Below are 15091 nucleotides of genomic sequence, written 5' to 3'. Positions count from 1 at the left end.
AACCCTAATAAAAAAAGGAGGGGTTCGTATGATTCATGTACCATCTAGGCTGCCTGGTGAAAGCTTTTCACTTTACCATTTAGAAGAAACGATGAAGCCGCTCGGTTATGTCATTAATGGGAACTGGGATTATGATCACGGGTATTTTGATTATAAAATTGATAACCGTGATGGCTATACCTTTCTCAGAGTTCCTTTTACAGCCGAGAAAGGCCAGCTCGATCAGCCTGGTGTTGTGGTGAAAATGGGACATCCATTTCTCTTAAAGCATGTATATCAAGACAAGTTAGATGATCATGCGATGGTTGGAAATGTGGGCGCATCCTTTAACCAATTCCAAGAACCAAAAGAGAAAGATGGGGATGTATCAAAGGCTTATGCTGAGATTGGCTTTTCGCTCGTCAAGGAATTAGAAGACGCACTGCTTTAAAGGCTGATCAGTTCATCCTCTGGATGAAGCTCATAGCCAAAGGGAGGATTCATCATGGGTCCTTCTTTTTTTTGTACGCCGACGATGATCACATGATGCTCTAAAAAATGATGCAGCGCTGTTAAAAAGGTTTCTCCAGCCAATGAAGCCGGTACAGGTATGATGGTAACGTTTTTATGCAAGGTCATTTGTCGTTTTTTTGTTAATGCTGTGAGTTGTTCCTTTATCAGAAAATGTTCAACCATTAAATGATTGACAGCATCAGAGGTATGAATGACTTGATTGGCACCAGCACGCTCGGCATTTTTCACGTAACGATCTGTTAAGATTTCAATTAAACAATATAGCGAAGGATTTAATCCTTTTGCTGCAAGCAAGGTTAAAACACTCTGCATATCGGCTGTCACTTCATTTTCATGCTGATCTGCGGTAATCATGAGTGCATCTGCACTGGTAATGTTGGCTTTGCGCAGTGTGACGTCTTCGGTTCCGTGTCCTTTAATAAAATGAACATTCTCTAAAAGAGGCCCCTCTTTCAAGGAGTCATCAATCAGCACAATCGGCATAGCTGGATCAATCGTTTGAAATGACTGAAGAAGTTTGTTCGTCTTCTCATTCCAGCCGACGATAATGAGATGTCCTTTTCCCTTAAAGGCTACCTTGCCCTCAACATAATGGTGCTGCTTACTGAACACAGCGGCGGCAAGTGTGGCAAAATAAGCGGTGACAAAGCTGGCTCCGATAAAGATGAGCGCCATACCAGCCACCTGTCCTGGCATGGTTTGCGGCACAAAATCTCCGTAACCAACCGTAGAGACTGTAATGAGCGCCCACCAGATTCCATCAAAGATCGTATGATACTGCTTCGGTTCAAGTAAAACGATTAATTGTCCAAAAAAGAGAAGCAAGAAACAGATGATGATGGCAATTCGAAGATAAAGCGGCCACCTTAGCCAAGCAATAAAGATACGGTTTGATTTCATCGGACTCTTCCTTTCAGGAGACTGCTAATGTCAGTATGCCCGATTGGGAACACATTTTTTCATCTTTGTCATGTATTGAAATAGAACCCATATCTTAAAATAGGGAGAAGAAGGAGGGAATTCGAATGTCGTTTGTTCAAAAGACCGTACTTCTTTTTATTGGTGTGCACTTTTTATCATCAGCTGTCATCTTACTCGTGTTTGATTTAAATGCTGTGAATCATTTTATGAATGATTTTTCATGGCTGCACTTTTTTCAAGACCTTTATGGTACGGGAACCTTTTATACAGCTTGCTTAGGTGTGTTCTTCTTTTTCATTGGTGCGGTTATCCCCCTGAAAAAGACCTAGTGCTTTTTGCTGTACATGGTACATAAAAGTCATTAAAATTGTAAATAAATATATAAAATAAAAGGAAGCTGATGAGCATGCTGTTTTTTTATTTTTTAACATTTGCCGCATTGGGATTATCATTTTGGGCACAATTTAAAGTGAAGAATAATTTTGAAAAGTATTCAAAGGTGGAAGCATCCAGTATGAAAACAGGTGCTGAAACCGCTCGATATATTTTAGATCGCAACGGGTTATACGACGTGCCTGTTGAACCGGTAAGAGGAACTTTGACTGATCATTACGATCCGACGCAGCGTGTGGTTCGTTTATCTGAACCTGTGTACTACGGCCATTCCATTTCGGCCATTTCAGTCGCATCACACGAGGTTGGACATGCCTTGCAGCATCAGGAATCCTATGGTGCGCTTGTTTTGAGACATAAGATCTTTCCTGTCGTGAACTTTGCATCTGGTGTTGCTCCGCTTCTTTTCCTTGGTGGAATTTTGCTCAGCAGCCTTAACTTAATCGGGCTTGGGATCATTTTGTTCTCAGCAGCTGTATTCTTTCAGCTTGTGACATTGCCTGTCGAGTTTAATGCAAGTTCTCGTGCAAAAGATATCATTGTTTCAGAAGGAATCATTAGAAGCAGTGAAGAAAGAGGCGTGAACAAGGTGTTAAATGCTGCAGCTCTGACGTACGTAGCAGCGGCCCTTGTCTCCCTGTTTGAATTGCTCCGTTTTGTAATGATCTTCCTAAATGGCCGTAATGATTAATTGATGCCAGAGGAGGTGAGCCCTTACCAGTGTTAGGTAAGGGTTTTTTTGTATATTTTAAACGTATTTTTAGTCATATTACTCATTGCTGCGACAGCATTTTTTGTTGTCACTGAATTTGCGATTGTGAAAATTAGAGGCTCTAAAATCAACCAGCTGATCGAAAGCGGTGATAAGAGAGCCATCCATGTTCAAAAGCTGATATCAAATCTCGACGAATATTTATCCGCCTGCCAACTTGGCATTACCATCACGGCCTTAGGTCTAGGGTGGCTGGGTGAACCGACGGTGGAGCATTTTCTGCATCCGCTGTTTGAAAAAATCGGGCTTCATTCTGCATTGACTGACATCCTTTCGTTTATCATCGCATTTGTGATCATTACGTTTTTACATGTCGTGGTGGGAGAACTCGCGCCTAAAACAATTGCCATTCAAAAGGCAGAGGCCGTCAGCCTTGTGACAGCAAAACCACTCATCTTTTTCTATAAAGTCATGTACCCGTTTATTAAAGCATTAAATGGGGCTGCACGAAGCATCGTGAAATTATTTGGTTATCATTCTGTCAAAGAACATGAAGTGGCGATCAGTGAGGAAGAATTGCGACTCATTTTATCTGAAAGCTATGAGAAGGGTGAGATTAACCAATCTGAGTACAAATATGTGAATAAAATCTTTGAATTTGATAACCGAGTGGCGAGAGAGATCATGATCCCGCGTACAGAAATTTCAGCCATAGAGATTGAACAGACCTTAGAAGACGTGACCCATTATATGCTGAACGAAAGGTACACACGCTACCCTGTTATTAAAGAAGACAAAGATCATGTGATTGGTGTTATCAATAGCAAAGATGTATTTAAGGCGAGTTTCCTAAATCAAGATGTATCGATTGAAGACTTAATGCGTCCGGTGATCCGGGTCATTGAAAGCACCCCTGTTCAAGAATTGCTCATTTTGATGCAAAAGGAACGGATTCATATGTCAGTGCTTGTAGACGAATACGGAGGTACAGCGGGACTTGTCACAGTAGAGGACATATTAGAAGAAATTGTCGGAGAGATTCGAGACGAATATGATCAGGATGAAACACCTCATATCGTTAAAAAAGGTGATTTTCATTATGTGATGGATGGGAAAGCATTGATTGATGAAGTAAATGATTTATTGGATTTAGCCATTGAGAATGATGATGTTGATACAATTGCAGGCTGGATGATGACGCATAAATTTGATTTTGACATTGGAGATACGATTGAAGCAGAAGGCTGTGAATTTACGATCATTGATGCTGAAGACCACCATATTCGAACCATTGAAGTCAAAAAGGTTCACTTTTCTTAAAAACATCGCATTGCTTGACGAGGTTTTTTTGCTTGGTAAACTTTAGATAAGAAGATTTGTTTCACATAAAAAGGGTATGGTTTTTATAGAAACGTCAAAAAGGAGCAGCTCATATGAAAAAAATCAATGTACAAACAGACAGACGCGATGACATGCTCGACGTCACACACGAGGTTCTCCAATATGTCAGGGAAACAGGCATACAAAACGGAACTGTCATCGTCTATTGTCCACATACGACAGCTGGGATCACCATTAATGAAAATGCGGATCCAGATGTGAAACGGGATATGCTTCGCCGGCTGGATGAAGTCTTTCCGTGGAAACATCCAAAGGATCGCCATATGGAAGGAAATACGGCAGCACATATGAAAGCGAGTTATATGGGGGCGTCTCAGCATGTTCTCATTCATGATGGAGATCTTGTGCTAGGCACGTGGCAGGGAATCTATTTCTGTGAGTTTGACGGGCCGAGGCATCGTCATTTTTATGTACAAGTGATGTCAAACGAGTAAGAGATGGGGGAAATAAATGGGGGATATCAAAAAGTTGCAAATCGAACATGGAATCATCCAAGCGCCAATGGCAGGAGGAGCTGTGACACCGCAGCTGGCAGCCGCTGTTTCAAATTACGGAGGGCTTGGCAGCCTGGCAAGTGGATATGTGCAGCCTGACGATTTGAGACAGCAGATTAGACAGGTCAAACAGCTGACATCTCGCCTGTTTCAGGTCAATGTGTTTGTACCAGAGCCAATTCCTGATGTGAAAAAAGAGGATGTGGCATTTTGGGAGAGGAAACTGCCTGTATGGCCCGAAGCTCATAGGATGCCAAGCGAAGAAGAATTGTGGGATGATTTTGAACAGAAAATCAACATTCTTCTGGAAGAAGACGTTCCGATTGTTTCCTTTACATTCGCCTGTCCAAAAGAACAAACGATTCACCGTCTAAAACAAAAGGGGATCTTTTTAATCGGAACGGCCACAACAAAAGAAGAAGCACTGCTTTTAGAGGAAAAGGGAATGGATGTCATTGTTCTGCAAGGATGTGAAGCAGGAGGGCACCGCGGCACATTTTTACGTGCAAAAGGAGACGCTCTGCTGGGACTCATCAGCCTGATCTCTGATGTCAAACCGGTCTGCCGTGTGCCTTTGATTGCAGCAGGGGGCATCACGGACCGATCAGGTGTGAAAGCAGCGCTGGCGCTTGGAGCGGATGCGGTCCAAATCGGTACACGGTTTTTAGCCAGCAAGGAAAGTGCTGCGGCAGAAGTATATAAGAAGGCTATTTTACAGGCAGAAGGCAGTGAAACAAGGGTGACCAGACTTTTTTCTGGGAAAAGAGCGAGAGGTATTGTGAATCAGTGGATGGAGGATGAAAGCCTGCATGAAGATCGGGTTCTTCCTTATCCAGTTCAGCATGTATGCACAACACCGATGCGAAAAGCAGCTGCTGCCGGCGGTAACCCTGATCAAATGGCTCTGTGGGCAGGACAGGGGGTTGGACGTATTCACTCGATTTTAAGCGTTGAAGACATCATGCACGAACTGACGCAGACATAAAATCATGATGGTGGTGTGACAGGATGGACATCTTAAAACATTCCTACCGAAAAAAAGGCCAGATTGAATTTTGGTTTGATGATTTCCCTCATTCTCCTGCTGTCCTTACGCCCATTCGTCATTACTATTTTGTTCGCTACGTGAAATGGAGCCGGCACGACTCGCCGGTTACAAGAAAAGATTTAGAAGAAATGGAGGTCCTTGCGAACACGATGCTTGGCACACTCCAAAATTATCGTAAACGCAAGGCATACAAAAGCCCCTTGTCATAACCAAGAGACAAGAGGCTTTTTTTAGCTGCCAAACATTTGCCTGAGATAAATGACATCCATCCGTGTAGTCTGCGGTAATAAATAAGCGGATTGAACCGCACCTGGCCGTCTTCTCTTATTTAGTTTGTCGATAATTTCTGCCGCTGTTAAAATTCCAAGCCCATGACCGTAATATTGATCTTCTCCTAAGTAAATCACATTTTCTCCGCGCCATTGCGACTGCTGATAGCTAAACTCTGGATTTTCGAAATATAGACAATCCCCATAGATAAAATCATTCCCGCGCTCTGTATAAATCGACAAAGTATCATAGTGCCAGTCATACAATGTTAAACTGCGAAGTCTTCGATTAAACTTCTCCTCTCCTACTGTTTGCAAGACCCCCATATAAAACACAATGACAATTGCGGTTGCACATTCAAATGCATATTTTGAACCATTTTCAAAAATGTCTTTAATGCCTCTAGATGGCTCCACTTGATAGCGCAGCTCTAGTGCTCCTGCTTCCGATACTCGCCAAAACGCATCATTTGCACGCGATCTTTGAAAGATGGCAAATGAGGCACCGCTTTTATTCAAATCTCTTGCAGCATTCATAATGTTTGATCTTAAAGTGACCTCAAATAGCAAATCAGATGCTTGCCTATAGCGGAACGTATCATTCGAGGCCTGTAACTGCATCAAAATGCTCCGCTTTTGTCCCTCTAGCTGAAACGATGCCAGCTGTTCATTTGTCACTGGCTGTCCTGAAAGGATAATCATATGAAAAGCGCCCCCTTTTGTATTAGCGTATGCAGGGTGCTTGGGCAAGGAATCAATTTGTGAAAATAAACAAAATAGCATCCTTTTTATTTGAAAAACATGAAAATACTATGAAGATGTCCGATATAAAACATATCGTTTAAAAGGAGGAAAAACATGAAAAGTGCAATAAAATGGTTGAAAAAACCATCGATTTCCAAAAGACTGATTATTTCATTCACACTTGTTCTCGTCTTGCCAATCATTACACTTAGTACGATTTCATATCAGATTGCCAAAGAAGAATTAGATCATGAAATCATGTACGGAGCAAAAGCAAGAGTCAATGATATGAATGACATGATCGAGCAAAAGCTTTTGAATAAAGAAAACGCGGTGAAACTTTTTACTCAAACAACTACTGCTGCAGACTTTAAAAAGAAAAACCAGGACGAACTGTATGAGCATTTTGAAATATACAGCAAAATCAACGAAGATGATGTAGTTGGATTTTATGCAGCAAGTAAAAATCGTGATTTCATTCAGTTTCCTAAAGTAGACATGCCAAAAGGCTATGACCCAACAACACGCGATTGGTATCAGCAAGCGATGCAGGATGAAAAAGGTGAGCCAGTTGTCACCAATCCATACATTTCTGCTACAACAAACGGCATGGTGGTTACGATTGCCCAGCGACTGAAGGACGGGTCGGGAGCGATCGGAATCGACATTGATGTGCAAGACATTGTTGATAAAATCAAAGAAATTAAAATTGGACGAGAAGGATATCCAATTATTGCAAATAAAAGCAAACAAATTGTAGCCCATCCAGAAGAAAAATCAGGATCTGAGGTCACAGGAAATATTTCATCAATCCTTTATAGCGGCAAAGAAGGAACATCAACTTATGAGAATAAAGGAGAACAAAAACGGATCGTTTTTGTCACAAATGATTTAACAGGTTGGAAAATTGCTGGAACGATGTTTGTATCAGAAACAGAAGAAGCAGCACAGCCAGTTTGGAATTCTGCCATTATTCTTTTAATTACTTCATTTATCCTTGGCGGTGTCGCTATCTTCTTCATCGTTCGCTCGATCACCATTGGACTGAGAAGGCTTGTTGATTTCTCAGAAAAGGTGAGTGAAGGGGATTTAACAGAAACCCTTGAAACCAAATCGAAGGATGAAATAGGAGACCTCACAAGAAGCTTCAGCAAGATGAGTGAATCTCTTCGTGACGTCATTCGCGCTGTACAGCAATCTGTCGACAACGTGGCTTCGGCTTCAGAGGAGCTGACGGCAAGTGCCAGCCAAACGAGTCAAGCAACAGAGCATATCACGATGTCAATTGAACAATTTTCAAATGGAAATGAAGCACAAAACGAGAAAGTCGAATCCAGTACGAATCAGCTTGTGGCAATGAACGAAGGATTACAAGATATGTCACAAACCTCATCTGAAGTGGCTGCTGTCTCACTTCAATCAACAGAGGCGGCTGGTCAAGGCGGACGCATTGTTGAAAGCACAGCAAGCCAAATGAAACATATTGATACATCTGTACAAGAAGCAGAACAGGTCATGAAAGAATTAGAATACAAGTCTAAAGATATTACGAGTATTTTAAATGTCATTAACGGCATCGCGGATCAAACAAACTTACTTGCGCTTAATGCAGCAATTGAAGCAGCAAGAGCAGGTGAATCAGGACGCGGCTTCTCCGTCGTTGCAGAAGAAGTGAGAAAACTAGCTGTCCAATCCGCAGATTCAGCGAAAGAAATTGAGAAGCTTATCCAAGAAATTGTGTTAGAAATTGCTAAATCTCAAGATATGTTCAAAGCAGTCAATCGAGAAGTAAACGCAGGACTCGGTATGACAGAAGAAGCTAAAGAAAGCTTCCAGCACATTTATGAGGCGGCAGAAGGAATGTCGAAAAAACTGTCGCAATTAAACGATACAGCCATTGACCTATCGAGCGGTTCAAAGCTTGTTTCACAAGCGATGCAGGAAATGCGCCAAGTCTCGAGAGAAAGCGCAGCAAACATTCAGGACATTGCGGCTTCTGCAGAAGAGCAGCTAGCATCTATGGAAGAAATCACATCTTCTTCTGTGACACTTGCCAACATGGCAGAGGAATTAAAAGAGCTTACAAGTCAATTTAAAATTAATTAAATAATAATGAAAAAGTATCCAGAATTGTCTGGGTATTTTTTTTATTTTTAAACCTCATTTCCTGCCTCTAAAAATACACCTTTCATCCGATAATAACTTTAGAGAAGTAAAGGGGGAAAGTTAAAATGGGAAAAATGATCCAATGGTTCAAAAAACCATCCATTTCAAAGAAATTAATCATTGCCTTCTTGGTAGTTCTTATCCTGCCGACCGTGGCACTGACAATTAGTGCATTTTTTACATCAAAGACAGAACTAGACAAACAGATTATGGGCAGTGCGATGAGTCAGGTCAATGCATTTGATACCTTAATCAATGAGAATATTGGCAACAAATCAGATGCTGTGACACTGTTTTCAGACTCGCTCAAAGCGTCTAATCTTCAAGAAAAAAATAGAAATGCGACCATTAAAGAATTACAGCAATTTGGAAAAATTAATGAAAAGGATGTATCTGCGATCTATGCAGGCTCTGAAAAGGGATTGTTTATGCAATACCCAGTTCAAAAGATGCCAGATGGCTACGATCCAAGAGAACGTCCATGGTATCAAGAGGCATTGAAAGCAGAAAACGGCAAACAAGTCATCACAAAACCATATGTAGCAGCATCTACAGGCAAAATGGTGATCACAATTGCCCAAAAAACGAAAGATGGTTCAGGTGTCATTGGTCTTGATATGGAAATTGACAGCCTGCTCCAAAAACTAAAAGAAATCAAAATTGGGCAAAAAGGCTATGCTTTCATGATGGAGAAAGATAAAACGGTTTTAGCAGATCCAACCCAAAAGTCAGGAAGTCAGGTCAATGAAAATCTGGCCAGTATTATTTATAAAAACAAAGAAGGAAGCGGCAGCTATACCCTCAAAGGAACAGATAAAAAGGTTGCATATGTTACCAATGAATTAACCGGCTGGAAAATTGGAGGGACGATGCTCGTATCTGAAGTAGAAGAAGCGGCAAAGCCCGTTTTCAATACTGCCATTATCGTATTCAGTGTCACACTCATTGTAGCAGGAACCCTCATTTTCTTTATCGTCCGCTCTATTTCAAAAAGATTATCCAATCTTGCCCGCTTCTCGAAAAAAGTCAGCGAAGGTGATTTACGCGATAAGCTTCAGATTCAGTCAGATGACGAAATTGGACAAGTTGGTAAAGGCTTTAATACGATGATTGATTCATTGCGATCCCTCATTGGAGCCGTTCAAACTTCAGTTGAAAATGTCGCATCTTCATCAGAAGAACTGACTGCCAGCGCAGGACAGACAAGTAAAGCAACAGAGCATATTACACTAGCCATTGAACAATTCTCCAGCGGAAATGAAAGCCAAAATGATAAAGTCGAATTGAGCTCAGTCGAGTTAGAAGAAATGAACCGTGGTCTTCAACATATGAATGAATCGGCTGAATCTATTACGGCTTCATCGATCAAATCAACAGATATCGCAGGAGAAGGCGGCCAGCTTGTTGAAAAAACGGCTTCTCAAATGAATGTCATTGATCAGTCCGTGAAAAAAGCAGAGAATGTCATCAGTGCACTTGAAAGTAAATCGAAAGACATTACCCAAATTCTCGGTGTCATCAATGGAATTGCCGATCAAACGAATTTACTTGCGCTAAATGCAGCGATTGAAGCAGCAAGAGCTGGTGAATCTGGCAGAGGCTTCTCCGTTGTAGCAGAAGAAGTAAGAAAACTGGCGGTTCAATCTGCCAACTCGGCAAAAGAAATTGAGAATTTGATCAAAGAAATCGTGCAAGACATCGACGTATCCCAGGAAGTATTCACTGCGGTGAATCGAGAAGTTCAATCAGGCCTAAGCTTCACTGAACAAACGAAAGTAAGCTTCCACAATATTTTTGACATGACAAAAGAAATTTCTAACCAGCTTCAAACAATGAATCAAACCGTTGTTCAGCTTTCAAAAGGCTCTGCACATGTGTCAGAGGCTGTTCGTGAGATTGCAGACGTATCACGTGAAAGCTCGGCAAATATTCAAGACATTGCTGCTTCAGCTGAAGAACAGCTGGCATCAATGGAAGAAATCAGCTCGTCCTCTGCCACACTCTCTTCGATGGCAGAAGAATTACGCGATTTAATTAGCAAATTTAAAGTTGAGTAGACAGGAAGAAAAGAGCCTCCAGCTAGAGGCTCTTTTTTATTGGATAAACCAAAAGAAATGGGCAATTATACTTATTTTTTGTTTTTATTGAACATTATTCCTTGAAAAATAATTCATATTACCTAAGAATAGAAGAGAAAGACCACAAATCATAAATCAAAAGGAGTAGAGTCATGAAAAAATTCAACTTTTTTAAGCACTTTACGATGTCGAAGAAATTAATTACTGCATTCTTAGCGATTCTCCTAGTGCCAATTCTCGTATTGGCCGCATTTTCTTATGAAGTGGCATCAAAGTCTCTCAATGATGAGATTATGTCTAGTGCTGCAAATGGTGTTCAACAATTAAACGAACTCATTAATAAAGATATACAGCCTAAAATTGACATTGTTTCATATTTATCCAGATCGGTCAAAAAGGAAGAATTGACTGCTAAAAACAAAGATTTACTCAAAGTGAAATTAGAGCAATTATCGGAAACAGATGATGATGTAGTAGAAGTATTTGTTGCAGATCAAAATGGTAAACTAACTGAATATTCCGAGATTCACAAAGGTAATGCAAAGAGCGCAAAAAATGAACCATGGTTTCAGCAATCGATGGGAGAGAAGAAACTCATCATTTCAGATCCTTTCACTGACAAGTCATCAGATGACCTGCTTATCACAATATCTGAACAGTTAGCAGATGGATCTGGTGTGATTGGGGTGAATGTTCGATTAAATACGGTTGTAAAAGATACAAACAGCATCAAAATTGGCCAAGAAGGCTATGCGTTTATCGCCACATCAGATCAGCGTTATGTGGCCCATAAAACCGATAAGGCGGGGACAAAGCTGACTGGTGACTTCATCTCAAAACTATATGATAAAAAAGAAGGCAGCTTTGAATATGAATACAATGGCCAGCCGAAGCAAATGTTTTTTGCCACAAATGAAGCAACCGGCTGGAAGCTAGCTGGAACGATGTATGTGAATGAAGTAAAAGAAGCCGCACAGCCAGTGCTCGACTTAACATTGATTATCCTTGCGGCTGCGATTGCCATTGGCGGAATCGCGATTTATTTTATTATTAAATCGATTCGGAAGCCACTGATAGAGCTCTCAGAATCGGCTGAGAAAATCAGTCAAGGTGATTTGACCCAGCATATTGAAGTTCGTACACACGATGAAATTGGTAAACTTGCGCAAAGCTTTAACGACATGTCAGCTAAGCTGAAACAAGTCATTCAAGCTGTCCAAAATTCCATTGAAAATGTGGCTGCCTCGTCTGAAGAGTTAACGGCAAGTGCAGGACAGACAGCTCAAGCGACTGAGCATATCACATCATCTATTGAACAGTTCTCAAACAGCACTGAACATCAAAATGATATGATCGAAAAAAGCTCAGTCCAGTTAAACGAAATGGATCGGAGCTTATCGCATATGGTCGACACAACCTCTCATATGATGGAATCGTCGATCGAATCGAGCAAAACCGCTCAGGCTGGAGGAGAACTCGTTCAAAAAACAGCAGGTCAAATGCAAACGATTGAGCAGGCAGTAAAAGAAGCAGAGCTTGTCATTGCAGGCTTGGAGCAGAAATCAAAGGATATTACAAACATTCTTGGGGTCATCAACGGTATTGCGGATCAAACGAATCTCCTTGCTTTAAACGCTGCGATCGAAGCCGCACGAGCAGGTGAAGCAGGCAGAGGCTTCTCTGTTGTCGCAGAAGAAGTCCGCAAATTGGCAGAGCAGTCAGGAAGCTCTTCAAAAGAAATTGAAAGCCTGACGAACGAAATTGTGGAGGAAATAGAAAAATCGCAGAAAATGTTTAAACAAGTAGCAGGTGAAGTACAATCTGGATTAAACATTACAGATGAAACGAAAGTGAGTTTTGAGAAAATCACTGATAAAACATCAGAAATGACAGAACAAATGAAACAAATGAACGGATCAGCCAAAGAGCTATCGCATGGCTCAAATGATATTTCTCATGCGGTGAATCAAATCAAAGAGCTCTCAAGAGAAAGCTCAGCAGGCTTCCAAGATATCGCGGCATCAGCAGAAGAACAGCTTGCATCTATGGAAGAGATCAGTTCATCCTCTGCCACTTTATCTCAGATGGCAGAAGAACTAAGGGAGCTCATTAAACAATTTAAAATGTAAGAGAGTAGCGAAGCACCTGACGCCAAAACGTCAGGTGTTTTTCCATTCGATGCATATAAATTGGGTAATTTGGACTTATTTAGACTTTAATAAGTTAAAAAAGTAAAGAACCTAGTAGTACTTCCGATATATATACTATCTTACTAAAAGGAGTTTTCTTTTTTATGAAATTCATACAGTATTTCAGAAAGCCATCTATTTCAAAAAAGCTCGTATTCTCTTTCTTATTTATTCTTTTATGCCCAATCATCGTATTGGCATTCTCTTCATACCATACGGCAAGCACTTCCTTAAATGATCAAATTATGCAAAGTGCTAAGGAAAACGTAGAGCAGCTAGATAAAAATATTACGAAGGTTGTAAAAGTGAAAACAGACGCAGCCGATTTCTTTAGCAAATGGATCACGGAGAAAAAGCTCAAGCAAAAAGGAACGACCGATATTCAAGAACGCTTTGAGCAGTTCATGAGTATGAATGATGACACAGAAGGCATTTTTGTCGCTTCAAGTGACGGTAAAGTGTTTTCAAGATATCCTAATCAAAAAATGCCTGCCGATTATGTCGCCACTGAGCGGGATTGGTATAAAGACGGCTGGGCGAAAAACGGTGAGCTGTCTGTTTCAGCACCATATCCAACAGCATCAACTGGTACGCTTGTAATCACAATCTCTAAAAAACTAGAGGATGGATCAGGCGTTATTGCGATGAACCTAGACATTGCGAATCTTGTAAAAGAATCAAATAGTATTAATATTGGAAAACAAGGCTATGCCTTTATTTCAAGTCCAGATCGCAAATATGTGGCACATCCAAAGAAAAAAGCTGGAACAACATTATCTGGTGGTGAATGGTTAGAAAAGCTGTATTCACAAGATCAAGGATCTACGAGTTATATGTTTGAAGGAAAAGAAAAGCAAATGGAGTTCACCACAAACAAGGCGACTGGCTGGAAGATTGTCGGGACGATGTTTGTCAGTGAAGTAGAAGAAGCTGCACAGCCAGTCTTTAACATGGCTGCTATTATTTTAACAGGCGCGCTTATCATTGGCGGGATTCTAATCTTCTTTATCATCCGTTCCATTACAAAACCACTTTCCACTCTTGTCTCTTCTTCGAAGAAGATCAGTCAGGGAGATTTGACAGAAAAAATTGATGTCCGCTCAAAAGATGAAATTGGGCAGCTTGGCACAAGCTTTAATGAAATGAGTGAGTCCCTAAGAGATGTCATTCAAGCTGTACAAACATCTGTTGAGAATGTCGCTTCATCATCTGAAGAACTGACGGCGAGCGCAGGTCAAACAACAAAAGCAACCGAACATATTACATCATCTATTGAAACATTTTCAAACGGCAACGAAAATCAAAGCGAAATGGTGGAGCAAAGCGCGGCTCATTTAAAACAAATGAATGAGGGTCTGAACGAAGTTGCCGAAACGTCTGATGTCATCACAGCGTCATCTATTCAATCAAAAACAGTTGCGGAAACAGGCGGACAGCTTGTGGAGCAAACTGTTGGCCAAATGAAGACGATTGACCATTCAGTGAAAGAAGCTGAAGGCGTGATCAACGGGCTAGAGCATAAATCAAAAGATATCACAAACATCTTAGGCGTGATTAACGGTATTGCGGATCAAACGAATTTACTTGCACTAAATGCCGCCATTGAAGCAGCACGCGCAGGCGAGTCAGGCAGAGGATTCTCTGTTGTTGCTGAAGAAGTGCGTAAACTAGCGGTTCAATCATCGGATTCAGCAAAAGAGATTGAAAAGCTTGTAAATGAAATCGTCACTGAAATTGAAACATCTCAAAATATGTTCAAAGCAGTGAATGAAGAAGTGAAGAATGGTCTTACAATTACAGATCAAACGAAAGAAAGCTTCTCACAAATAAATGAACAAACAGCGGAAATCGCAGCAAGAATTAACGAAATGAATACAACGGTGCGCGAGCTGTCGAAAGGGTCTGAGCAAATTTCTAAAGCAGTGAATGAAATTGCAGATGTATCAAGAGAGAGTTCAGCAAGTATCCAAGATATCGCAGCATCTGCTGAAGAGCAGCTTGCTTCTATGGAAGAGATTAGTTCTTCATCCACAACTCTTTCCCAAATGGCGGAAGAATTACGTGATTTAATTAAAAAATTCAAGATTAGTGAATAAGGTTAAGTGGTTCTCCTCAAGGGGAACCGCTTTTCTTTTTAACAGGACATCTCGTACAATAGAGGAA

13 protein-coding genes are annotated in these 15091 nt (G+C 40.9%); 11 read left to right on the top strand and 2 right to left on the bottom strand.

The features are described 5' to 3' along the window. Positions 1-28: 28 nt before the first annotated feature. Positions 29-430, top strand: a complete 402-nt coding sequence (locus tag MHB67_RS14390; protein WP_024423291.1) for a YugN-like family protein — start codon at positions 29-31, stop codon at positions 428-430. On the opposite strand, the gene MHB67_RS14385 is transcribed toward MHB67_RS14390, so the two are convergent. After that, the gene (locus MHB67_RS14385; protein ID WP_024423290.1) at positions 427-1413 is read right to left on the bottom strand and encodes a potassium channel family protein; all 987 of its coding nucleotides are present in this window, start codon (positions 1411-1413) and stop codon (positions 427-429) included. The genes MHB67_RS14390 and MHB67_RS14385 overlap by 4 nt on opposite strands. Before the next feature lie 125 nt (positions 1414-1538). Here MHB67_RS14385 and MHB67_RS14380 point away from each other — a divergent pair, with 125 nt between their 5' ends. The 6 genes from MHB67_RS14380 to MHB67_RS14355 all read left to right on the top strand — a co-directional run bounded on the left by MHB67_RS14380 (position 1539) and on the right by MHB67_RS14355 (position 5691). Beyond that, positions 1539-1763 (top strand): hypothetical protein, encoded by a 225-nt coding sequence (locus MHB67_RS14380; RefSeq protein ID WP_024423289.1) that lies wholly within the window; start codon positions 1539-1541, stop codon positions 1761-1763. A gap of 80 nt (positions 1764-1843) precedes the next feature. Further along, positions 1844-2518: a zinc metallopeptidase gene (locus MHB67_RS14375; RefSeq protein WP_024423288.1), complete on the top strand. Its 675-nt coding sequence runs from the start codon at positions 1844-1846 to the stop codon at positions 2516-2518. 48 nt (positions 2519-2566) lie between these two features. Beyond that, the gene (locus MHB67_RS14370; protein WP_024423287.1) at positions 2567-3859 is read left to right on the top strand and encodes a hemolysin family protein; all 1293 of its coding nucleotides are present in this window, start codon (positions 2567-2569) and stop codon (positions 3857-3859) included. Between the two features lie 113 nt (positions 3860-3972). Further along, positions 3973-4374, top strand: a complete 402-nt coding sequence (locus MHB67_RS14365) for a secondary thiamine-phosphate synthase enzyme YjbQ (RefSeq protein ID WP_103131543.1) — start codon at positions 3973-3975, stop codon at positions 4372-4374. Positions 4375-4390: 16 nt separating this feature from the next. After that, positions 4391-5419 (top strand): nitronate monooxygenase, encoded by a 1029-nt coding sequence (locus MHB67_RS14360; protein WP_024423285.1) that lies wholly within the window; start codon positions 4391-4393, stop codon positions 5417-5419. Between the two features lie 23 nt (positions 5420-5442). Beyond that, on the top strand, positions 5443-5691 hold the full coding sequence (locus MHB67_RS14355; protein WP_024423284.1) for a hypothetical protein: 249 nt from the start codon (positions 5443-5445) through the stop codon (positions 5689-5691). Positions 5692-5712: 21 nt separating this feature from the next. On the opposite strand, the gene MHB67_RS14350 is transcribed toward MHB67_RS14355, so the two are convergent. Then, entirely contained in the window at positions 5713-6453 is a 741-nt protein-coding gene (locus MHB67_RS14350) for a protein-glutamine gamma-glutamyltransferase (RefSeq protein ID WP_024423283.1), read from the bottom strand. Positions 6454-6609: 156 nt separating this feature from the next. Here MHB67_RS14350 and MHB67_RS14345 point away from each other — a divergent pair, with 156 nt between their 5' ends. The 4 genes from MHB67_RS14345 (at position 6610) to MHB67_RS14330 (ending at position 15024) form a co-directional block, all read left to right on the top strand. Continuing rightward, the gene (locus MHB67_RS14345) at positions 6610-8601 is read left to right on the top strand and encodes a methyl-accepting chemotaxis protein (protein WP_281236979.1); all 1992 of its coding nucleotides are present in this window, start codon (positions 6610-6612) and stop codon (positions 8599-8601) included. A 125-nt stretch (positions 8602-8726) separates the two neighbouring features. Continuing rightward, complete coding sequence (locus tag MHB67_RS14340; protein ID WP_024423281.1) at positions 8727-10718, top strand: methyl-accepting chemotaxis protein; 1992 nt, start codon at positions 8727-8729, stop codon at positions 10716-10718. 173 nt (positions 10719-10891) lie between these two features. Beyond that, entirely contained in the window at positions 10892-12868 is a 1977-nt protein-coding gene (locus MHB67_RS14335; RefSeq protein WP_024423280.1) for a methyl-accepting chemotaxis protein, read from the top strand. A 164-nt stretch (positions 12869-13032) separates the two neighbouring features. Further along, on the top strand, positions 13033-15024 hold the full coding sequence (locus tag MHB67_RS14330; RefSeq protein ID WP_103131540.1) for a methyl-accepting chemotaxis protein: 1992 nt from the start codon (positions 13033-13035) through the stop codon (positions 15022-15024). Positions 15025-15091: the final 67 nt, after the last annotated feature.

Source organism: Bacillus sp. FSL H8-0516, from assembly GCF_038635285.1.
In the GTDB taxonomy this organism is placed as follows: domain Bacteria; phylum Bacillota; class Bacilli; order Bacillales; family Bacillaceae; genus Bacillus; species Bacillus safensis.
Note: the sequence above shows the minus strand (reverse complement) of the source record. Positions and strands in the feature narration are given on the sequence as shown.